Below are 20,329 nucleotides of genomic sequence, written 5' to 3'. Positions count from 1 at the left end.
CGCCCGGTGCCTCGGGGCTGAGCGGCGAATACGACAACGGCCTCTCGTTCCGCATCGAGGCGCGCGTGCCGCAACGCCACCCTCACACGCTCGATCTGGTGCGCTCTGATCAAATCGACGCGTTGATACGCGGCTTGCAAAACCGACACGCGCTGGCGCTCACCGACCCCAACGGCAAGGTCTACGCGTTCGACCTCAGCGGCTTTGCGGCGGTGTGGCGCTCGGCCTGCGGGGGCGTGGGATAGGCCTCAGCCTTTGAGCGGGATGTAGAGCGCAGTTTTGAGTTGGTCCCGTGGCGTGCTGGCCGGGTCATCGAGGTAGACCTCGATGCCAACGGAGGCCGCGTGTGCCTTGCGCTTGGTGTGTTTCAACCAGCCCATCGCGGTGGCCCACGCATTGCCGAGGTGCTCGTAGGCGCCGGTGTGGTCGAAACGCGCGCAGCGGTAGCCCGGGCGCACACCGGTCGCGTAGGCACCGACTGACCGGGGCGCGTGTGATTCGATCGGAATGCCGATGACCATGCGGTGCCTGTCGGCTTTCATGTCCACTTCGAGGTTGTTGCAGAAGGGCGCCCCCGCCACACCGAGCTTCTCGGCGTCGATCAGCGCCGCGATTGCCGGGTAGTGTTTCGCCATCGCCTCGGGGATGGCCTTGAGGGGCAACTCGACCTCGGTGCCGAGGTAGGCGACGCTCTCGAGCGCGTGTTCCCCCTGAAAACCGACTGCGCTCGCGACCTGGCCGGTTTCGGCCAGCTCCTTGAGCATCTTCAAGCCGCGCTCGTAGTCCATGCCGATGTAGAGGCGGATGTTCGGGATCAGGAAGAACAGAAAGAAGGGCATCTGCGAGTGCATGTCCCAACTCACCTTGCACTGCGTGTCGCCGAGGGGCTCGATGTGGAACTGCACGTCGGCCTGGCTCTTGAACGGGCGCGTGAAGTTCAAGTCGCATTGGAGTGCTGTGTCGGTGGCGGAAACCAGTGCAATCGAGCCGGCGCCGATGCGCTCGCCGTCCCACTCGAAGCGGCTGCCCACGGCATGGGCCTCGCCGTGGTAGCGGAGCGCGCAATCGGGTTCCTGGATGGTCCAGGGGCTCCAGTCAGGCCACCGGCGGAAATCGCTGATCAGCGCGCGCACGGCGTCAGCGGTGGCGTTGATCTGGATTGAGCGTCGAACCTCGTAGCGGGGCACGGTCGGTCTCCTGCATTCGATGCACCGCCAAGGACAGCACGAAAACCGCGTCGGATTCAAGCGTGCACGATCGACCGGTTCGCGATCGGGCGCGGCGGGGCCGGGCTCAGCGGCCCCGTTGACGGGGGTCGAGTGCGTCGCGCAGGCCATCACCGAGGTAGTTCACAGACAACACGGTGAGCGAGATTGCAAGCCCCGGCCAGATCACACGCTCGGGTGCCAGGGTGATGAAGGCCGTTGCGTCGTTCAGCAGCCGTCCCCAGGTCGGGAAATCCGAGGGAAAGCCAAGGCCGAGGAAACTCAGCGCCGATTCGGTGATGATCGCGTTGGCAATGCCAAGTGTGGCCGACACCATGATGGGGCTCAACACGTTGGGCAGCACGTGCCGAGTGATGATGCGCGAGGAATTGGTGCCGACGCTCTTGGCGGCCTGCACGAACTCGCGCTCCTTGATCGCGAGCACGTCGCCGCGCACGATGCGGGCGGTCTGCATCCAGCTCGTGATGCCGATGACGAAGACGATGAGCATGAAGATGCCCGTCTCCGGCCCGAACGCCGCGCGCAGGCTGTCGCGGAACAGCATGATGATGACCAGCAACAAGGGCAGCAACGGCAACGCCAGAAACAGATCGGTCGTGCGCATCAGGAATCCGTCGAGCCGTTTGAAGTAGCCCGCCAGGACGCCCACCAGCGAACCGATGATCAACGACAGCAACATCGCCGTGAAACCGACCGCGAGCGACACCTGTCCCCCGGCCAGCACCTGAGCGAAGGTGTCACGGCCGAGCTGATCCGTGCCCATCGGGTGTGCGAGCGACGGCCCCTGGTTCTTGTCGCGGATGTTGAGGCGTTGCGGGTCGACGTCCCAAAGCAGGGGGCCGATCGAGACGAGCAGGATGATCGCGACGAAAATGGCGCCGCCGATCAGCGCGCCCTTGTGCGACTTGAACTTGACCCAGACCTCGCCCCACGGCGATTCGGGGTTCATGAGGCCGCGCTCACTCATAGCGAATCCTCGGGTCGAGGATGCCGTAGAGGATGTCGGCGATCAGGTTGAAGAGCACGATCAGGATCGCAAAAATGAAGGTCAGTGTCTGCACCAGCGGGATGTCAGCGCCCTGGATGCCGATGATCAACAGCTGGCCAAGGCCGTTCACGCGGAAGATCTGCTCGGTGATGATGGCGCCGCCGAACACGGTCGGGATACCCAGTGCCAGCACCGTCACCACCGGCGACAACGAATTGCGCAACACGTGCTTGAGCACGACGACTTTCTCGCGAATGCCCTTGGCCCGTGCGGTGCGGACGTAGTCCTGGTTCAGGTTGTCGAGCATCGACGCGCGCATGAAACGGCTGAGCTGAGCTGCGTTGAACAGGCCCAGCACCATGACCGGCATGATCATCTGCTTGACCTGCATCCAGAAGGTCTCGAGGTCGACGACCTCGAGCGTGGTGTCGTAGATCGACGGCAACCACTCGAGCTTCACCGAGAAGATCACGATCATCAACACGCCGGTGAAAAAGGTCGGCACGGAAAAGCCGACCATGGAAACGAAGGAACCGACCTGGTCGAACCACGAGTACTGTCGGTAGGCCGAAATGATGCCGATCGGCAGCGCGATCAGGATGCCGACAACGTAGGACATACCGACCACCCAGAGGGTCTGCGGCAGGCGTTCGGCGATCAGGTCCATCGCCGGGCTGCGCGTCGCCCAGGACTGCACGCGCATGCGGTTCTCGCTGTCGCCGATCGTGATGTTGAACCACTGCTCGATCGCGTACAGCGGTTCGCTGATGAAAAACTGCTCCAGCCACTTGATGTAGCGGATGTAGATCGGTTGATCCAGCCCCAGGCTGATGCGGATTTTCTCTCTGACCTCTGGCGGAATCGTCATCGGCAGGTTGCCGGTCGGGTCGTTCGGTGCGAGGTCGAGGAGCAGAAAGATGATGAAGCTGATGACCAGCAACGTGGGCACCGCGAACAACAGTCGTCGCAGGGTGTAGTTCAGCATGGGGTCAGCGCGATGGTGAAGGGAAGGGAACCGGGCCGCCCGGAGGCGGCCCGGCTGGCGGTGGGCGTTACTTCACCCGGTGCCAGTCAGCCACGTTCCAGAGTTCGCTGTCCCAGGTGTTGAGCTTCACACCACCGAGTGAGTTGCCGTGTGCAGAGACGCGACCGCGGTGCACCAGCGGGATCATCGCGCCTTCCTGCATCAGCATGTCGTTCATCTGCTTGGCGATCGTGGCGCGGTCCTCGATCGCCGCGGTCTTCGCCAGCTGTGCCGCCAGGTCGTCGTAGGCGGGGTTGCAGTAGCGCGGCATGTTGCCACCGAGCCAGTTGTTCTCGGGCGACGGGATCTCACCGCACGTCCAGTTGTTCATGTAGGCCTCGGGGTCGGTGCCGTTGAACAGGTTGGTGTACATCTCGATGTCGGCGTAGAACTTCTGGAAGGTGTCCGGGCTCGACTGATCGCCGCCGAAGAAGACCGCGGCGTCGATGTTGCGCAGCTCGGTTTCAACACCGATGTCGCCCCACCACTGCTTCACCAGCGCCTGCGTGTCCTGACGGACAGCGTTGGTGGACGTCTGGTAGAGGATCGACAGTCGCACGCCGTCCTTCTCGCGAACGCCGTCGGAACCGGGCATCCAACCCGCTTCGTCGAGCAGTTGGTTGGCCAGATCGATGTTCTGCACCAGGCACTCGTCGTTGGCGGTTGAGGCGTAGATCGCCGGAGCCGGCAACACGTTGCAGGTCGGCTTGCCTGCGTCGCCGTAGCCGACCGCAGCCAGTGTCTCGCGGTCGATCGCGAGGCTCAGTGCGCGCCGCACGGTGGCGTCGGTGAGGAAGGGGTGCGGGCCGCCGTCGACCGTGGAACGCTTGTCGCCCAGCTCCGAGGACGGGTTGGTCAGGTTGACCATCATGCGCTCGACGCCGGTGCCGAAAGCGGAAACCACGTTGCCTTTGCCGGCCGAGGCCATCTCGGACAGGATCGACGGGTCGATCTGCAGGTTCCAGGCGTAGTCGAACTCGCCGGTCTCCAGCACGGCCCGCGCAGCGGAGGCTGCATCACCACCGCCTTTGAAGGTCAACGTTGCGAAGGCCGGCTTGTCCGGGTCGCGGTAGTGCGGGTTGGCTTCCATCGAGATCACGTCGTTCGCGCGGAACTCGGTCACGCGGAAGGGGCCGGTGCCGTGCGGTCCGAAGTTCTGCTCGGTGCAGGTCGGCGCTTTGGGGCCCATGCAGTCCATGAACTGCGCTTTCTGGATGATCGGGCTTTCACCGCCGGTGAACGGGCCGTAGGGAAACGGCTTGGCGACCGAGAAGGTGATCTTGACGGTGTGCGAGTCGAGGGCTTCAACCTTGTCGACGTCAGCAAATTTGGTTTCCTGCTGGCAGCCGCCGTTCGGGTCCATGCAGTACTCGGCGGTGAACACCACGTCGTCGGCGGTGAAGTCGCTGCCGTCGGACCACTTGATGCCCTTCTTCAGGTTCCAGGTGATGCTGGTCAGGTCTTCAGCGACGCCGCCGTTGGCCACGGTCGGAATCTCTTCGGCCAACCAGGCAACGAGGTTGCCGTTTTCGTCATAGCGACCGAGCGGTTCGATGATCATCGAGGAGCTCTCGACGTCTTTGGTGCCACCGGACAGGTACGGGTTCAGGATCGAGGCCGCCTGCCAGTAAATGATGTTGACGTGGCCGTCGTCGCCGCGCCCGGCCCAGGCGCTGTTCGCCAGCAGGGCTGCCGCTGCGGCGGTCAGTACAAAGTGTTTCCGCATGAGATTCTCCGTGTTGAACCTTTGGTGATGTCCGGCTGTCCATCCCCGGTGGGGCAGGGTTTGCCGGCACGCGCGTTGTGGTTGGTTACCTCTGGGCCGGCAGAGTGTGTCCGGTGGGGCACGCACGCCGGTCGGCAAGGGTCATCGCGCACTACACACCAATTCCCCGGCAGCTGCAAGATTGTGTGTGTGCGCCCGTCGTTGTCTAATTGAGGCGATAGCTGTGGTTAGCCCGCGGCGCGCACCGGGGGAGCCCATGCCCATCATCAACCGCCTTGCCGACCGCCATGACGCCATCACCGCGTGGCGCCGCGAGTACCACCAACACCCCGAGCTGCTGTTCGAGGTGCACAAGACTGCGGCCTCTGTTGCAGAGAAGTTACGCGAATTCGGCTGCGACGAGGTGGTCGAGGGCCTCGGTCGTACTGGCGTGGTCGGCGTGATCAAGGGCGGCGAGCCCGGCGACCGCGTCATCGGGCTGCGCGCGGACCTGGACGCCTTGCCGCTGCCGGAGATCACCGGACTGCCCCACGCCTCCACGGTGCCGGGCGTCATGCACGCCTGTGGCCACGACGGCCACACCGCGATGCTGCTCGGTGCCGCGGAGCACCTCTGCGAGACGCGCAACTTCGCCGGCACGGCAGTGGTCATTTTCCAGCCGGCCGAGGAGGGCGGTGGCGGTGGCAAGGAGATGTGCGACGACGGCCTGATGAGCCGTTTCGGGATTCAGCAGGTCTACGGTCTGCACAACATGCCGGGTCTGCCGGTTGGCGATTTCTCGACCCGGCCCGGGCCGATCATGGCGGCGACCGACACCTTTGAGATCGAGATCACCGGCAAGGGTGGCCACGCCGCCATGCCGCACAACGCGGTCGATACCCTGGTGGTGGTCGCGCAGCTGATCACAGCCATGCAAACGGTGGTGTCGCGGTCGGTCGATCCCGTCCAGGGGGCCGTGGTCTCGGTAACCAAGGTCGATACCGACGGCGACGCGTTCAATGTGCTGCCCGAGTCGGCACGGCTGAAGGGCACCGTGCGGACCTTGGTGCCCGAGATGCGCGAGACCTGTGAGGCGCGCATCACCGAACTCGTGGCAACCCTGCCGACGGCCTTCGGTGCGCGCGGCCAACTCACCTACACCCGTGGCTATCCCATGACGGTCAACTCGGCGTCGGAAACCGCGTTCGCGGTCTCGATTGCCGAACAGGTGTCGGGCGTCGGCCGTGTCGACAGCGCCCAGGCGCCCGTGATGGGCGGCGAGGACTTCGCCTACATGCTGCAGGAGCGGCCGGGGGCGTTCATGTTCATCGGCAACGGCGACACCGCGGCACTCCACAACCCGGCGTACGATTTCAACGACGAGGTGATCCCCGTCGGGTGTTCCTACTGGGTGACACTGGTCGAGACCGCACTGCCGAAAGCAGCGTAGCGACGCCCGACGTAGCGACGGCCGCCGCCAGGCGCGTGGTGCCCGACGTGCCGGGCGCTACGTCCGGTGCCGCAAAACCCGCCCCAAGTTGACCGTATACCTCTGAATTCAGGCCCCTTGGGTCGCCTTCCTTGCCTGACCGTAAAGCCCGGAGCGGGCCGCACGCGCGCTGTCGCCGCGGGTTGGCGCGGTTGCTGATGCCCTCCGCCCCAGAACGGTGCGCGAGCCGGAGTAAAGAATGCGCTCCTGCGGCCGTTCTCTGTCTTGAGCAACAGCCTGTGTGTCTGTTGGTTTCCGGTTCGACGGCCTTGGGCCTGTCGAGCCGTGGTGACATCACAATGATTGTTGGACTGGGTACCCTATGCGCAGAGAGCGTATTGCAAACACATCGCGACTCCGGTGTCCGGGCTGATGCGCAGCTACGCTGACGCGTCCGTGCTGCTCGATGCCTTGGACCGCCCCGGGTGGCTGGCCGATCGCAGCGGTGTCGTTGCGACCAACGCCGCCCTGCGCCATGTGTTGTACCCCGCTGTCGCCGCCACCGCGTGTCAGGCGCTGTTCGAACAGATTTTCCCCGACGCATCCGATGCGCCTGAAGACGTGTTCGAGCATGCACTGGGCCTCGAGCAGAAAACCTTGTCCCTGGCGCGTCCGAACGGCGGCCCGGCCGACCTGGTGATGAAGAAACTGCCGGTGTCCGAAGACACGGTCCTGTTCGTGTTGCGGGATGACGACACAGCGCGTCAGGTGGCGGACGCCACCGCCCAACTCGACGTTCTCCGGCGCAGCCTTGCGGCGATGTCGCTCGATCTCACGATCAAGTCGGCCGCGGGGCGCGAGTACCTGTTCATCAACCGGAATTCGCTGCACGACGTGGCCGTGGACTCCAACAGCGCCATCGGCAAAACGGTCCACCAGCTCGTGCCGCCCGACATCGCGCACCAGCTGTCTGCCGAGGATGACCGGGTGCTGGCGTCGGCCAGTGGCCGGATGACGCGCGTGTACGCGTCGACACGGGGTCACTACCGTGGCCACAAGCAAGTGGTGTTTGACGCCAACGGCGTGCCGGAGCTGATCCTGAGCACGGTTGAGAACGTGTCCTCGTCCGAACGATCCCGCCTCGAGCGGGAGCGCAACACCGCCGATCTGGCGCGCGCGGAGAACATCGCCCGCGTGGGCAGCTACCGCTGTCACCCTGCGGGGTCGCGGCTGTTCATGTCGGCATTTCTGCGGCAGATGTTCGAGTTCGACGACAAGAGCATTGCAGTCAACCTCAAGGAGTTTCTCTCGCGACTCGAGCCGCGCTACCGCGAACGGGTCATGATTGCGCACGAGCGCCTGCGCCAAGGCAAGTCGGTCGAAAAACAGAACATGCGCTACACCAACAGCGCGGGCGACACGCTGCACCTCGAGTTGCGGTGCGAAATGGCGCGCGAGTCCGAGAACGCGCCGTTCTCCATCCACGGCACGGTGCACGACGTTACCGACCGCGTGAAGACCGAGGAGAAGGTGCGCTTCATGGCGTACCACGACGGGTTGACGAAACTGCCTAACCGCTCCTTCTTTTTGCGGCGGGCGACCCAGGCCATGGGTCTGGCCACGGCCGGTGGTCGCCCCTTTGCCCTTCACCTGATCGACCTTGACGGCTTCAAGGCGATCAACGACTCCCGTGGCCATCAGGCGGGTGATCAGGTATTGCAAGTCGTGGCCAAGCGGATCCAGACGACCATCAAGAACAGCGATCTCGGTGCGCGCTTCGGCGGCGACGAGTTTGCTGTGCTGCAGCTTGACGTCAGTTGCGATGCCGATGCGACGGCGCTGAGTCAGCGTCTGATCGAGCGCATCAGCGCCGAGATGATGATCGACGGGCAGTCCACACTCGTTGGAGCGAGTGTCGGTGTTGCGATATTCAACCCGGAAGAAGTCGACCTGCAGGTGATGATGCAACGCGCTGACGAGGTGCTGTACGTCGCCAAGCGGGCCGGGCGAGGTACCTACCGTCTCGCGAGCTGAGTGCCGCTGAACCCCGAGCGACCGAGGCGCGTTGACATCCCCCCTTGACAGCGGCGTGCTCCCGCCAACGCCCCTCTGCACAGCGGCTGTGGCGTGGGGGATTCGGGCATAATGTGGCACGAGTCCACCTGAGCGCACGGCATGCGTTTCCTCCACACGGCCGACTGGCACCTCGGTCGTCAGCTTCACAGCCATCCACTGCTGGCGGACCAGGCCGAGGCGTTGGAGCAGTTGCTCGGTTGGGTGGAGGCGCACCGCGTTGACGCCGTTCTGATGGCGGGCGATGTCTACGACCGCTCGGTGCCGCCCGCTGATGCGGTCACCCTGTTGAGCGACACCCTCGACCGACTCTGCGGCACGCTGAACGTGCCGGTTGTCCTGATCCCTGGCAACCACGACAGTGCGGAGCGCATCGGCTTTGCCTCCCAGCAACTCGCCGCTGCCGGAGTGCACGTGCGCGCCACGCTTGAGCGAGCGCTCGATCCGGTGGTCTTGCGGGATGCGCACGGGGACATCGCCGTGTACGCCTTTCCCTACACGGACCCGCCCGCTGCGCGGGCCGCTTTCGAGGTGCCCTTCGCCAGTCACGATGCCGTGCTCGCGTACGTGTGTGAGCGGGCGCTCGCCGACAACCCGCCCGGGCGCCGCGTGGTTGCGATGGCACACGCCTTTGTCGACGGCGGCGACGCCTCGGACTCCGAGCGACCGCTCAGTATCGGCGGCAGCGACCGCGTGGAAGCGCAGTGCTTTACCGGCTTCGACTACGCCGCACTCGGGCATTTGCACCGACCACAGGCTGTGGGCAGCAACACCGTGCGCTACAGTGGCTCGCTCGGCAAGTTCTCCTTTTCGGAAGTCGGCCACACCAAGGGCGCAGCGCTGGTTGACATGGATGCCACTGGCGAGGTGAGTGTGACGCACTTGGCATTCACGCCGACCCGCGATCTCATGCGCATCGAGGGGTATTTTGATGAGTTGATTGCCTCGCCGTGTGCTGCAGCGCGCGAACACTACCTCACGGTGCGCCTGCTCGACCGCGGTGCCATTCTCGATGCGATGCCACGGCTGCGGGCTGTGTACCCCCATGTGTTGCACCTCGAGCGCCCGAGTTTCGCGCCCGAGCGGAATCCCACAGCGCCGGCTGTGCATCGCGATCACGGCGTCGTCCCGCTGTTTGACAGTTTCATGCAGGCGGTCACCGGTGAGGCGCTGAGCGCGACGGAGACCGCGGCACTGGCCGAGGTGCTCGACGGCATGGCACGCGAGGACCGCTGAGGTGCGGCCGCTGCAACTGCGGATGACCGCGTTCGGGCCGTTTGCCGAGCCGCAGCTGATCGATTTCGAGCGCCTGGGGTCGGCTGCGCTGTTTCTGATCGAGGGGACCACCGGGGCGGGCAAGACCACCATCCTCGATGCCATCTGCTACGCGCTCTACGACCGCTCGACCGGAGGGGAACGCGACGCGCGGCGGATGCGCTCCGACTTCGCTCAGGCTGATGTGCTGACCGAGGTGGAACTGGTCTTCGCGTTGGGCGACGCACGCTACCGCATTCGCCGAGTGCCGGAGCAGGAGCGCCCGCGTCAACGCGGCACCGGTGTCACACGGCAGGCACCCACTGCAGAACTCTGTCGGTTGGACGGCCCGGATGAAACGGTGCTGGTCGCGCGCAAGGTCGGCGATGCAAACGCCGCGATCACACAGCTCACCGGCTTGACCGTCGAGCAGTTTCGGCAAGTCATGGTGTTGCCCCAGGGGCAGTTCCGGCGCTTGCTCACGGCGGAATCGAAGGACCGCCAGGCGATTCTGCAGAACCTCTTCGGCACCGCGCTCTACTCGGACGTGGCCGAACGGCTCAAACGGCTCAGTGGCGAGCTTGCAGGCCGCGATCGAGACATCGGCATACGGCTCGATGCGGCCTGGCAGAGTATCGGACTCCCGCCCGAAAGCGACATTGATGCGCTGATCACCGAGACCCGGCTCGAGGCGGGCGCGCAGCGTGAACGGCGGCATGCGGCAGAGGCCGCTCTGCACACCGCGGTCGAGGCGTTGGCGGACGCCGAACGTCTCGCTGCGGCGCACGCGGCGCTGCGCGTCGCCGACGACGCGCACCGGACGGCGCAGCTGGCGTTGCCGGCGCACCGGAAGCGCGAGGCCGTGCTGGTTGAACTGGAGGCCGTCGACGCGTTGCAGCCCACCTGGCAGGCGTGGCAACAGGCGATCGCCGACCTCGACGTCGTCACGCGAGACGAACAGGCGCAGAGCGCGGCGCTGGCGCGCAGCCAGGCCACACGGGCCGAGGCCGAGGCGCAGGCATCGGGTGCGCAGCGTGACCACGAGCGCCGTGACGGGCTGGTTGCCGAAGCGCAGCGCATGGCGGGCCTGTTGCCGCAACTCGAGGCGCTTGAATCTGCCACTGCCGATGTGCAACGCGCGGCCGTCGAGGTGGTCGACGCGGAACGGGCGCGCACCCTGGCCGACACGGAACACGCCGCGCTGGTGGAGGCGTTGCAAGCGCAGCGCGACACAGTGCTCGTGGCCGAGCGCGCCGCCCTCCGGGTGCCGGAGCTGCGAAATCAGTTGGACTCATGGACGCGGATGGCCGCGGCGCGTGCGCAACGTGCGTCGATAGGTGAGGCCATTGAGCGCCAGCGCGGCGAACTCGACCGCGCGCGACAGCAGGCGAGCACGGCCGCGCAACTGCTCGAGCGCGCGGCCGCCTTGCGCGAGCAGGGTGAGCGCGTTTCGGCGACCCAGCACGCGCTCGAACTGGCCGCGTCGCTGACGCCACAGTCGCCGTGCCCGGTGTGTGGCAGCCGCGACCACCCCGAGCCGGCCGGCGCACAGCGCGAGCTGCTCGACCCCGCGCTGGTCGACCTCGACGCCTTGCACCGCAACGAGCGGGACGCCACGGTCAACCACCGCGATGCGGTGCACGACACCCGCGCCATCGAAAGTCGTATCGACGCGCTGGTCGAGCAGCAGCGTGGCCTCGATGTGCTCACCGCGGGTGTCGATGACACCGCGCAGCGGTCGCTCGAGACCGAGCTGGTCGAGCTGCGCACGGTGGCGTCCGGTCTGGACACGGCTCGCGCTGCCGTGGTGTCGACCGAACACGCGCTGGTTGCGATTGGCGACACACGGCGTGCGGCCGATGAACGTCACCGACAGGTGTTGCAAGTCCTTGCGGCAGCGCAGCAGCAACAACGGCAGTTGGTCGCGGCGTTTGGCGACGCTGTCCCTGAGCGTGCAGCGGTCCTCGCGCGGCTTGTGGCCGTGAACGCCGAGCGCGAGGCCATCGAAGCGGCGTCCGTTCGCGCGCAACAGGCGCTCGAGACCGCCGGTCTGCGTCTGGCCGAGGCAGCGGCCCGACACGACAGCCTGCGGGCGCTGCGGATGCGTCGCGAGCATGACTGCGCGTCGCACGAGGCCAGTTGGCTGCATGCGCTCAGTGCCAGTCCCTTTGCCGAGGTGAACGACTTCCGCGTGGCGCTCGGCAAGCTCGACAGCCGAGACGCGCTGCACGCGGAATCGCTGGCCTTTGAACAGCAGCTGCGCGACCTGGAGGCCGAGCGGGGCGCGCTGCGCACGCTTGTCGACGGGCGCCCGGCGCCGGCGCTCGAGCGCCTGCAACGCCGTGTCGATAGCGCACGGCAAGAGTTCGATTCGTGCGCCGCGCGGCTGGCAACCGTGCAGGCTCGGCTGGCGCAACTCGACCAGGCCGACAAGACCGTGGCCAAGCTGCGGTCCGAGCGTGAAGCGGTCACGTCCCGGTACCGTGTGCTCGGCAGGCTGAGCCAGGCGGCAAACGGGCAGAATGCGTTGCGCCTGAACCTCCAGTCCTTCGTGCTCTCGGTGTTGCTGGACGATGTGCTGATCGCAGCCGATGAGCGGCTGTTGCGCATGACGCGGGGCCGCTACCGCCTGGTGCGGCGTGAAGGCGTAACCCACGGAGGACGGCAAGCCGGCCTCGACCTGGACGTCGACGACGCGCACACGGGGCGACGGCGCCAGGCAGACACGCTGTCGGGTGGCGAGAGTTTCCTCGCGGCGCTCGCGCTCGCGCTCGGACTCTCGGACGTCGTGCAGGCGCACGCCGGCGGCATTCGACTCGACACGCTGTTCATCGACGAGGGTTTCGGGTCACTCGATCCCGAGGCGCTGGACCTCGCGGTGTCGGCGCTGGTCGATCTGCAGTCCAGCGGCAGGCTGATCGGGGTGATTTCCCACGTGCCGGAACTGCGCGAGCAAATCCAGGCCAAACTGGCTGTGCGTGCCTGTGCCAGCGGCAGCCACGCTACACTCACCGTCAATCCAGGCGCTCGCGCCGTGACCTAACGCAGAGGACAGTCTCGATGTCAGCACACGATATACGCTCCCGTCAGGACCGACGGATGGCCGAGGACCTGTTGCAGCAACGGCCCGTCAAGCGCGTCAACGACATGATCGAGCGGCAGGAGGCCGAGGGTCCGATGGGCACACGCCGGCGGCTGCTGGCGACGTCCGTGCGCATGAGCCGGTCCATGGCGCCGGCGATGCACAAGACGTCCGATGCGTGCATTGAAGCGCTCGGGGTCGACATCCCGGTGGAGCTCTACGTGTTTGCCAGCCCGCAATTCAATGCGATGTGCGTCAAGCCTGAGGACGGCCGGCTGTTCATCATGTTCAGTTCCAGCCTGCTCGAGGGATTCAACGACACCGAGTTCAAGTTCGTCATGGGGCACGAGCTGGGCCACTACCTCTACGGCCACCACGACATTCCCATTGGCTACTTGATGCGCGGTCAGAGCCGTCCAGACCCGAAGCTCGCGCTGCAGCTCACCGCCTGGTCTCGGCACGCGGAAATTTCGGCCGATCGCGCCGGGGCGCACTGCGCCCAGGACCTCACTGGTGTGTCCAGCGCGCTGTTCAAGCTCGCCTCCGGTCTGACCGGCTCGCTCGTCGATTTCGACCTCGACGCCTTCATGGCACAGGTCGACGACATGCAGCTCGAGGACGCCGAGCCCGGGGCGGGCGCGCCGACCGGCGACTGGTTCATGACCCACCCGTTCAGTCCGTTGCGGGTGCGCGCGCTCAAACTGTTCCACGAGTCCGAGCTCGTCGTGCCAGGTGGGCGCTCACTCGACGACCTCGACGCGGGCGTACAGGCCCTGATGGGGTTGATGGAGCCCAGCTACCTCGACGGGCGCACGCAAGGCGACGAGAGCATGCGACGCCTGTTGTTCGCTGGTGCGCTGGCGGTGGCCAGCGCGGACGGGCAGATCACCGCCGACGAGATTGCCGTGTTCGAACGGTTTTTCGGCAGCGACAGCTACTCCGATTCGCTCAACCTCGGCCGCCTGGAAGCGGAGCTGCCGGGCCGGGTACAGGATGTTCGGGAGGCGGTTGGTGTCGGTCGGCGGCTGCAAGTGTTGCGCGACCTGGCGACGGTGGCGTGTTCCGACGGGGTCGCCAGCGAGGCCGAGCGGGCGGTGCTCGGTGGGCTCGCGCGCGACCTCGAAGTCGACGCCGGCTTGGTCGACCAGTTCCTCTGCGGTGTGCCCGAACTCGACTGAGCCGCGGTTGCGACGCGCCGCTGGGCGCGCGCCACTGGCCGTGCGCCACTGTCCGTGCGCCACTAGCTCCGTGCAGCGGCGAGCAGGGCCTCGACGTTCTCGTCGTTGCAACCGGAGGGGAGGTAGCCCACGTCGATGGACCAGCCAACCCGCCAGGTACCGCAAAAGCTGACCCACTCGCCGTCCGGGCGGCGCGTGAAACCCGCGTGGATCTCCCGCGCAAACACGCTGCCGGCGTTTTCGACCACGTCAGTCGATAGCCGAGCGACCAGCCAGTACTGGGTGCCGCCACCGTCGAAACGGTAGCCTTCGACCGCACCGTCGCCGGTGTTGCTCAACCCGGTTCCGCCTTGCAAGGGCACACCGTGGATCTCGTCGGGTGGGGCGCCGTTGATGTTGAGCTCGGTCAGGATGCCCACGCTCATGTCGCGCAGGTTCTTTGCTGCCTCCGAGACCTTGGCGTCGCGGACGTAGTCCTTGTAGCTCGGCACTGCGATACCCGCCAATGCACCTATGATGATCAGCGTGACCAACAACTCGAGCAGCGTGAAGCCGGTCGTTTGTTTTCGCATGAGTTTCGCGGCCAGAACAGGGGTATCGATGGGGTTATCGGCAGGCGCGGCGAAAACATTGAACAGTCCTGCGCCGTTGCCCGCGCGCGTGTCAGCCGGTTGTGGTGGCTGAGTGCGTCGAGCGCTTGTCTCGTTTCTGTCAAGTTTGGTACCGTGACGGGATAACCGGGCCACCCGTTGGAACCCCCCTGGCGTGATTGATTCGCATCCCCCGCTGCTTCCGGCCATCGCGCGCGGCGACATCCGCGCTGTCCGGCCGCTGGTGGACCGCTACGGGCCCCTGGTCTGGTCGCTGCTCTGCCGTCACCTTGGCGATGATGCCGCCCGGCACGTGAGCTTTCAGGTCTTTCGCGAACTCTTCGACAACGCGGCATCGCTGGTGCGCGAGGACGTCCCCGAAGTCGTCACGGTCGCGGCGGTCACGCGGCGTCAGCTCGCGGCCAACGGGGCGACGGCGACCGGCACGCGTGTCAAATCCGGCGCAACCACCGTCGCGGACTGCGTCCGCCAGGTCCCGGAGCTCGTGGCCGTGAGCCGCGCGATGATTGCCTTGCCGAACGACCAGAAACGGGTGGTCGAACTCGCTGTCCTGCACGGCCTCAGCGTCGAGGCGATCGCCGACCGGACCGGGATGGCCGTGACCGCAGTGCGTCGCAGTGTGCGACAGGGCCTGCAGGTGTTGCGCGGAGAGATGTCCACCGGCAAGACCGCACCCTCGGCCGAGGAGGGCGCGACGCTGTGAGCTCGGACACCGAAGAGCTGGCGAAACTGCACGAATTGATGTGCAGCGATGCGCTCGAGGGCGGTTTGTCCCTCGACGAATCCGTCGCCTGCCAGCGGTTGTCGGAGCGCTACCCGCAGGTCAACACCCGGTTCTATTGGGAAGCACTCGGCGCCGCAGACCTGGTGCTCGATGGGGCGGGGTCGGAACCGCCCCCGGAGGTGCGCGAGGGGTGGATCGCCCTGTCCGAGTCGGTTGGCCTGAGCGTGTCAGCCGACGAGCGCCTCGATTCGACCGTGGCCGTTTGGGACGACGGGGCTGTTGACGTCGAGCGCTACGCGGCCGAGCGTTCACTCGGTGCGACAGAAACGCGTGAGGGCAGTGCATGGCCCTGGGTTCTGGTGCTGCTGGTTGCCCTCGCTGGCGCCGGCGTCTGGCTGTACCCTGACGTCAGCCGCGCCTTGCAGGAAAGCACCGTCGTACAACAGTGGTTCGGCACGGCGCGCCCGCAGGGTGAGCCACAACCGGTCACGCTTGTGCTGACCGGGGAGGAGGCCGGTCGGGTGGTCTGGGACGACGCGCTGCAACGCGGTCGGTTGGAGATCAACACGCAGGGCATGACGGTGCCACCTGATCGCCAGGCTCAGGTGTGGCTGGTCGACGGCGACCGGGCCCGTCGGCACGTGCCTGCTGCAATGCTGAGCGCCACCCGTTCATTGCAATCGGTCGACCTGGTCGCGCCCGTGCGCATCCGTCAGTACACCGGCCTGCTGATCACCTCGGAGCCCGTGGGCGGCAGCCTGTCCCCCTCGCTGACGCACACGCTGGCCGGGTTCAACGCCAGCACCAACTGAGCCCGCCGCGGGCGCGGTGCCAAACCTGCAGCCGCTGCTACACTCGATCGTGTGAATGAACGTGTTTCGGCACGCCATGAGACCGGGAGTGTGAAATGAATCGGCTGGGAGCAATTGCCGTGTGGCTCTGCTTGCTGGGCTTCGCGTCAGCGTCGGTCGCGCTCGACGTGTTCACGCCGACCGAGTGGGCGCTGTTGCTGGGTGCGCTCGCGCTTGGCCTGATGGTGATGACCCTCGTGAGCGTCGGCCCGGTTCGCGCGGCGAGCGCGCTGTGGCACGCACTGGTACACCGGTGGCATTCCGACGAAGGTGGGCGCCTGTTCGACCAGATTCTGGAGTGGGCGACGGCCGCGCGACGCGGCGATTTCGGCGACGTGGCGAAGCGCCGCCGGCGCGCCCGTAACCGGTTTGCGCGCGAGAGCCTCGGCCTGCTCGACAAGCACGACAGCCCTGTCACGCTGCGCCTCGCACTGGAGCAGAGCATCCGCACCGGCGAGGACGCCGCACTGGCATCCGCACGCGTGTTTGATGCCATTGCGGCCAACGCCTCGGTCGCTGGCGTGTTGGCCGGCAGTGTGGCGTTGTTCGTGCTGGCGGCGCTCGGGCAAGGCACGACTGCGGCGATGGCCGCGGGCGGACTGGCCTTCGGCCTCTTGGTGTCCCTCGGTGTGGTCCTCAGTGGCACGGTGTTCCGGCCGCTCGCGGCCCGGCTGCGTGCGCGGGGTGTCCGGCGTGGACACGACCAGGCGCGCGGCATGAAGGGCCTGATCGCACTGTTGCAGCGCGCGCACCCGCAACGTGTTCGGGTGGCGCTTTACGGCGACCGCTGCGCAATCGAGGTCTGAGTACGGCGCCCGGCTTGTGCGGTCGCCCGCCACGGGTGCGGTTATTGCTCTTCCAGTGTCATTCTGGCCCGGAGAACGCCTGAATGGTTGACGTCAACATCCTGCTGCTCGCGGCGCTCTGCCTGTCACTGGCGGCATGCGCCATGGCCATGGCGTTGCGGCAACACCGCCGGATCCACGAGCAGCTCGTCGCCGACCTGCGTGTGCGTGTCGCCGAACTCAATGAGCAGGTCCAGATGGGCGAAGTGGTCATGCAGAACCAGGCACGTCGGATTGAGCGCCTCGCCTGGGAACTGGGTCAGGTGCAGGACAGTCGGCGCGCACCGCTGGTCTCACCGCCGGTGACCGGAGACTCCAACGAGCGCATCAGCCAGGCAATCAAACTTGCCAGGCGCGGTGAGTCTGTCGAGTCATTGATGTCGCTGTGCGCGCTGGGCCGCGGTGAAGCCGAGTTGCTGGTCAAGTTGCACTACCGTCCCGGGATACACGAAAACAGCGACGCCGCCTGAGCTTTCGTCGCGGTGGGTCCGCCGGTCCACACGCCGCTGTCTCCGCACGTACAACTCCACACCCCGCACGTCGCCTTCTCAGTGCGTCTGTCGCACACCCACGCCGTGTGTTGCCGTGTCGGCCGCTCGACAGTGGCCATGGTTGGCCCACTCAGGGAACTTGGCACGTCGATTGCAATCTGTAATTTCAAGACACGTGTTGTCTTTCTCTGAACAGTCAGTTGCCCGCACAGCGTATGCCGTGCGGGTTTTTTTTTGCCCGTCGCAGAAGCCGGATCGGCCGATGCCCCGTCCTGCAGCGAGGGCAGTCAACTTTTTGCCGCCGTTCGGGTCCCACGGTCAGGGCGCGACGCGACAGCCAGGGCGTCAGGCGAAACCAGACGCGCTGTGCTATGCAATAGCGCTCATGTCAGACCGCTGTCGTACGGTGGCGTCGGTGTCGCGTTTTTTGACGCGCCACAGGTCCCGCCGGAAAAACGTCATGTTTTTGATGAGAATAAGTTTATAACTGATTGAAATTAAAAGAAATAGTATGGCAAGTAAATTGCATAGGTGATACCACGTCCGCACCAGACGGACCGGGGTACACACAATGACCGTTCAAAGGAAATCAACCGTGGTTACGCACAAGCCGACTCAACACGCCACTGCATGGACACTTCGCAAGCTCAAGCTCAGCGAATCCCTCGGCCAGACCCTCGATATCAAGGAGATCGTCAGTCGGTTCTACGACGACGTTCGGCGGGACGTGCCGATGAGCGGACTGCGTTTCGTCCGACCTGAACTGAGCATGGATTTCAGCTTTGGCAACCCGGGTCAGCACCGCGCCGACTTCAGCGTTCGCCTTGGCGGGCAGTTGCTCGGCACCCTGACCCTGTCTCGCAGCTCGCCGTTCAGCCCCGAAGAGGCGCGTCACGTGCGCAATCTGCTGCCGTGCGTTGCGCACCCGTTGCGCAACGCAGGTCACTACCAAAAGGCCCTGCGTTCGGCCTTTCAGGACCCGCTGACGCAAGTGATGAACCGCGCGAGCCTCGAGCAGGCGTTGCCGCGCGAGATCAGCCTGGCACAACGCCACCGGGCGTCGCTGTCGCTGCTGGTGATCGATCTCGACCACTTCAAGACCATCAACGACACCCACGGTCACCTGGTCGGTGACAGCATTCTGGTGAAGATCGCCAACACCATCCGCAGCTGCCTGCGCAGCACGGACCTGGTCTACCGCTACGGCGGCGATGAGTTCGTGGTGTGTCTGCCGTCGACGCGCCTCGGCGCTGCGGTCGACGTGGCCGAGCGTATCCGGGCCAGTGTCAGTCGCCTGCAAAGCGAGATCGACGGTCTGACGTTGAGCGTGACCATCGGTGCCACGGAGGTGGGAGAAAACTGCGTGCTCGAAACCCTGTTCGAGCGCGCCGACACCGCCTTGTACGAAGCCAAACGGCGCGGCCGCAACTGCGTCGAATGTGTTGCAGCGCCGCAGCCCGCGCGGCTGCGTGAAGGGGTCACTGCCTGAGTCGACCGGAAAGGCGGTAGTGGCATTGACACGGTCAACAAGGGGCCCTATTATTCTCGGCTTGCCGAAGCGACCGCTTCGCGGCCTCGTCCCCATCGTCTAGAGGCCTAGGACACCGCCCTTTCACGGCGGCGACCGGGGTTCGAATCCCCGTGGGGACGCCATCTCTCCGCCCGTGGGGGATGCGTTGGCCGAACAGCCATTAGGCCGGCGAACCGCAAACGATTGTCAACCCCGTCACACGCGTCGGCACTGCCCTCGCGACAGCGGTGTGGCCGAGCTTCGGCTGGCGGCACGGGAGGCTCGAGACGCTGACATGCTGATCCTGACGCGCAAGGTGGGAGAATCGGTCATCATCGGCGATCAATTCGTGGTGCGGGTCGTCGACGCGCGTGGCAAACATGCCAAGCTTGGTATAGAAGCACCCAGGGATGTGGCGGTCCACCGTCAAGAGGTGTGTGAGAAACCGCAGCAAGCGGACGACCCCGACACACCTCGGTAGCGCGGATAACGAGCGTGCACGTGAGGTGTGCATCTCACACCTCTCCGCGCTGCACCCGCACTGGCCGGTGCGGCAACCGGCGGTTCACAGCGACGAGTTCGCCCCCCCAGACACAGCCACCGTCGAGCGCGACCACCGGCCCATACACGCCATACCCCAGCGCCGCCCAATGCCCGGTGTGTATGTGCACGTCTGCAAAAGCGGCTGAGGCAGCGGCGTACCAGGGTGTCACACCGACCGGTAACGAATCCGGTGCGCCTTTTTCCTTAAAATTCAAACTGCCGTCGGTGTTCAGGCACCGCATGCGGGTCAGTGACGCCGCGGCGAAGTGCACCGCCTGCCGGGTGTCTGTCGGTGGTTGGCACTCGGCGGGTCGCCGGTAGACCTCCTCGAGCGCGTGCCTGGCATCGTCGCCGCTGAGGCCCCGGTGGAGCGCGTTGGCCATCGCCAGGTTGTCGGCGAATGACAGGCCGGGGAACAACCCGGCGTGCACCAGCACCGCGTCCGATTCCCGGTGGATCAGTGGCTGTCGGCGCAGCCAGTCGCAGAGTTGATCGACATCCGGCGCGTCGAGGATCGACGCCAGGGTGTCACCCGGGCCCGGGTGACGCAGCCCCGACCAGCAGGCGAGCAGGTGGAGGTCATGGTTGCCCAACACCACGCGCAGGCGATCGCCCATGAGCTGGCTGAGCGCGTGGATCCGGCGCAGGGTGTCGAGACACCGTGGGCCGCGGTTGACCAGGTCGCCGGTCAACCAGAGCGTGTCCCGCGTGGTATCCAAGGCGATGCGTTCGCACAAGGCGTTGAACTCGTCGAGACAGCCGTGCAAGTCGCCGATCGCCCAGTCAGTCACGTTG

General features: G+C 65.9%; 18 protein-coding genes and 1 tRNA gene. 13 read left to right on the top strand and 6 right to left on the bottom strand.

Features of this window, described 5'->3' with window-relative positions; all coding sequences use genetic code 11:
- On the top strand, positions 1–245 hold a 245-nt coding region (locus AAGA11_03460), incomplete at its 5' end, for a hypothetical protein (GenBank protein MEM9601894.1).
- A 3-nt stretch (positions 246–248) separates the two neighbouring features.
- On the opposite strand, the gene AAGA11_03455 is transcribed toward AAGA11_03460, so the two are convergent.
- The 4 genes from AAGA11_03455 to AAGA11_03440 all read right to left on the bottom strand — a co-directional run bounded on the left by AAGA11_03455 (position 249) and on the right by AAGA11_03440 (position 4,964).
- Positions 249–1,187 carry an SRPBCC family protein gene (locus AAGA11_03455; protein MEM9601893.1) on the bottom strand — a complete coding sequence of 313 codons (939 nt, stop codon included), beginning with the start codon at positions 1,185–1,187 and terminating at the stop codon, positions 249–251.
- Positions 1,188–1,293: 106 nt separating this feature from the next.
- Positions 1,294–2,193 (bottom strand): ABC transporter permease, encoded by a 900-nt coding sequence (locus AAGA11_03450; GenBank protein ID MEM9601892.1) that lies wholly within the window; start codon positions 2,191–2,193, stop codon positions 1,294–1,296.
- Positions 2,186–3,199 carry an ABC transporter permease gene (locus AAGA11_03445; GenBank protein ID MEM9601891.1) on the bottom strand — a complete coding sequence of 338 codons (1,014 nt, stop codon included), beginning with the start codon at positions 3,197–3,199 and terminating at the stop codon, positions 2,186–2,188. Before AAGA11_03445 ends, AAGA11_03450 begins: the two co-directional genes overlap by 8 nt.
- Before the next feature lie 67 nt (positions 3,200–3,266).
- Positions 3,267–4,964 carry a peptide ABC transporter substrate-binding protein gene (locus tag AAGA11_03440; GenBank protein MEM9601890.1) on the bottom strand — a complete coding sequence of 566 codons (1,698 nt, stop codon included), beginning with the start codon at positions 4,962–4,964 and terminating at the stop codon, positions 3,267–3,269.
- 256 nt (positions 4,965–5,220) lie between these two features.
- Between AAGA11_03440 and AAGA11_03435 the strand changes: the two genes are divergently transcribed.
- From AAGA11_03435 to AAGA11_03415, 5 genes are all read left to right on the top strand, one after another.
- Positions 5,221–6,393 (top strand): M20 aminoacylase family protein, encoded by a 1,173-nt coding sequence (locus AAGA11_03435; protein ID MEM9601889.1) that lies wholly within the window; start codon positions 5,221–5,223, stop codon positions 6,391–6,393.
- Between the two features lie 411 nt (positions 6,394–6,804).
- Entirely contained in the window at positions 6,805–8,406 is a 1,602-nt protein-coding gene (locus AAGA11_03430; protein MEM9601888.1) for a GGDEF domain-containing protein, read from the top strand.
- Between the two features lie 141 nt (positions 8,407–8,547).
- Complete coding sequence (locus AAGA11_03425) at positions 8,548–9,681, top strand: exonuclease SbcCD subunit D (GenBank protein ID MEM9601887.1); 1,134 nt, start codon at positions 8,548–8,550, stop codon at positions 9,679–9,681.
- A 1-nt stretch (position 9,682) separates the two neighbouring features.
- Positions 9,683–12,742: an SMC family ATPase gene (locus tag AAGA11_03420; GenBank protein ID MEM9601886.1), complete on the top strand. Its 3,060-nt coding sequence runs from the start codon at positions 9,683–9,685 to the stop codon at positions 12,740–12,742.
- 17 nt (positions 12,743–12,759) lie between these two features.
- Complete coding sequence (locus AAGA11_03415; protein MEM9601885.1) at positions 12,760–13,959, top strand: M48 family metallopeptidase; 1,200 nt, start codon at positions 12,760–12,762, stop codon at positions 13,957–13,959.
- Between the two features lie 62 nt (positions 13,960–14,021).
- Here the strand turns inward: AAGA11_03415 and AAGA11_03410 are convergent, their stop codons facing one another.
- Complete coding sequence (locus AAGA11_03410) at positions 14,022–14,531, bottom strand: prepilin-type N-terminal cleavage/methylation domain-containing protein (protein MEM9601884.1); 510 nt, start codon at positions 14,529–14,531, stop codon at positions 14,022–14,024.
- A 193-nt stretch (positions 14,532–14,724) separates the two neighbouring features.
- Between AAGA11_03410 and AAGA11_03405 the strand changes: the two genes are divergently transcribed.
- From AAGA11_03405 to csrA, 7 genes are all read left to right on the top strand, one after another.
- Positions 14,725–15,273 carry a sigma factor-like helix-turn-helix DNA-binding protein gene (locus AAGA11_03405; GenBank protein MEM9601883.1) on the top strand — a complete coding sequence of 183 codons (549 nt, stop codon included), beginning with the start codon at positions 14,725–14,727 and terminating at the stop codon, positions 15,271–15,273.
- Positions 15,270–16,106: an anti-sigma factor gene (locus AAGA11_03400; protein ID MEM9601882.1), complete on the top strand. Its 837-nt coding sequence runs from the start codon at positions 15,270–15,272 to the stop codon at positions 16,104–16,106. Before AAGA11_03405 ends, AAGA11_03400 begins: the two co-directional genes overlap by 4 nt.
- 95 nt (positions 16,107–16,201) lie before the next feature.
- Positions 16,202–16,951: a hypothetical protein gene (locus AAGA11_03395; GenBank protein MEM9601881.1), complete on the top strand. Its 750-nt coding sequence runs from the start codon at positions 16,202–16,204 to the stop codon at positions 16,949–16,951.
- Between the two features lie 83 nt (positions 16,952–17,034).
- Positions 17,035–17,460: a DUF2802 domain-containing protein gene (locus tag AAGA11_03390; GenBank protein MEM9601880.1), complete on the top strand. Its 426-nt coding sequence runs from the start codon at positions 17,035–17,037 to the stop codon at positions 17,458–17,460.
- Positions 17,461–18,076: 616 nt separating this feature from the next.
- Positions 18,077–18,970, top strand: a complete 894-nt coding sequence (locus tag AAGA11_03385) for a GGDEF domain-containing protein (protein ID MEM9601879.1) — start codon at positions 18,077–18,079, stop codon at positions 18,968–18,970.
- Between the two features lie 88 nt (positions 18,971–19,058).
- Positions 19,059–19,134: transfer RNA gene (locus AAGA11_03380), tRNA-Glu, on the top strand.
- 152 nt (positions 19,135–19,286) lie between these two features.
- Positions 19,287–19,472, top strand: a complete 186-nt coding sequence (gene csrA / locus AAGA11_03375; GenBank protein ID MEM9601878.1) for a carbon storage regulator CsrA — start codon at positions 19,287–19,289, stop codon at positions 19,470–19,472.
- Positions 19,473–19,506: 34 nt separating this feature from the next.
- Here csrA and AAGA11_03370 read toward each other — a convergent pair whose 3' ends face one another.
- Positions 19,507–20,325, bottom strand: coding sequence for a symmetrical bis(5'-nucleosyl)-tetraphosphatase (locus AAGA11_03370; protein ID MEM9601877.1), 819 nt, complete (start codon positions 20,323–20,325; stop codon positions 19,507–19,509).
- Positions 20,326–20,329 lie beyond the last annotated feature (4 nt).

It is taken from the genome of Pseudomonadota bacterium, from assembly GCA_039196715.1.
In the GTDB taxonomy this organism is placed as follows: Bacteria; Pseudomonadota; Gammaproteobacteria; order CALCKW01; family CALCKW01; genus CALCKW01.
Note: the sequence above shows the minus strand (reverse complement) of the source record. Positions and strands in the feature narration are given on the sequence as shown.

Coding starts and splice junctions, on each gene's coding strand:
- AAGA11_03425 (MEM9601887.1), top strand. CDS start 8,548: ATGCGTTTCCTCCACACGGCCGACTGGCACCTCGGTCGTCAGCTTCAC.
- AAGA11_03445 (MEM9601891.1), bottom strand. CDS start 3,199: ATGCTGAACTACACCCTGCGACGACTGTTGTTCGCGGTGCCCACGTTG.
- AAGA11_03440 (MEM9601890.1), bottom strand. CDS start 4,964: ATGCGGAAACACTTTGTACTGACCGCCGCAGCGGCAGCCCTGCTGGCG.
- csrA (MEM9601878.1), top strand. CDS start 19,287: ATGCTGATCCTGACGCGCAAGGTGGGAGAATCGGTCATCATCGGCGAT.
- AAGA11_03430 (MEM9601888.1), top strand. CDS start 6,805: ATGCGCAGCTACGCTGACGCGTCCGTGCTGCTCGATGCCTTGGACCGC.
- AAGA11_03415 (MEM9601885.1), top strand. CDS start 12,760: ATGTCAGCACACGATATACGCTCCCGTCAGGACCGACGGATGGCCGAG.
- AAGA11_03390 (MEM9601880.1), top strand. CDS start 17,035: ATGGTTGACGTCAACATCCTGCTGCTCGCGGCGCTCTGCCTGTCACTG.
- AAGA11_03435 (MEM9601889.1), top strand. CDS start 5,221: ATGCCCATCATCAACCGCCTTGCCGACCGCCATGACGCCATCACCGCG.
- AAGA11_03410 (MEM9601884.1), bottom strand. CDS start 14,531: ATGCGAAAACAAACGACCGGCTTCACGCTGCTCGAGTTGTTGGTCACG.
- AAGA11_03450 (MEM9601892.1), bottom strand. CDS start 2,193: ATGAGTGAGCGCGGCCTCATGAACCCCGAATCGCCGTGGGGCGAGGTC.
- AAGA11_03395 (MEM9601881.1), top strand. CDS start 16,202: ATGAATCGGCTGGGAGCAATTGCCGTGTGGCTCTGCTTGCTGGGCTTC.